A 314-nucleotide genomic window follows, 5' to 3' on the forward strand; every position below is an offset into this window, starting at 1 on the left:
AGCTTCCTGCGTCGGTTGAGCAAAGATCGTTCGGACAATGGATGAAACCATCGCCTGTGACGCTCTGGGCACCTGGCTAAGAATATTGCGCATTGTGTGAACGCGGCAGCGCTGCCACGAGGCTCCGGTCAACGCAGCTCCAATCGCACTGCGAAGTCCCTCATGTGCATCGCTAATCGCCAACTGCACACCACGCAGCCCACGTGCGACCAGGCTGCGGATGAACGTGAGCCAAAATGAGCCGTCTTCGCTTGTGCCAATGTCAAATCCCAGCACTTCACGCTCACCGGTGTCTCTCACGCCAATGGCAATGA

The 314-nt window shown here is 57.3% G+C and carries 1 protein-coding gene; it reads right to left on the reverse strand.

All coding sequences use genetic code 11. From position 1 onward, the window contains the following. Window positions 1-314, reverse strand: a 314-nt coding sequence (locus tag J3482_RS20395) for a transposase (protein WP_206923116.1), incomplete at both ends; no start/stop codon positions are given.

The sequence above is a fragment of the Alicyclobacillus suci genome, assembly GCF_017329615.1.
In the GTDB taxonomy this organism is placed as follows: domain Bacteria; phylum Bacillota; class Bacilli; order Alicyclobacillales; family Alicyclobacillaceae; genus Alicyclobacillus; species Alicyclobacillus suci.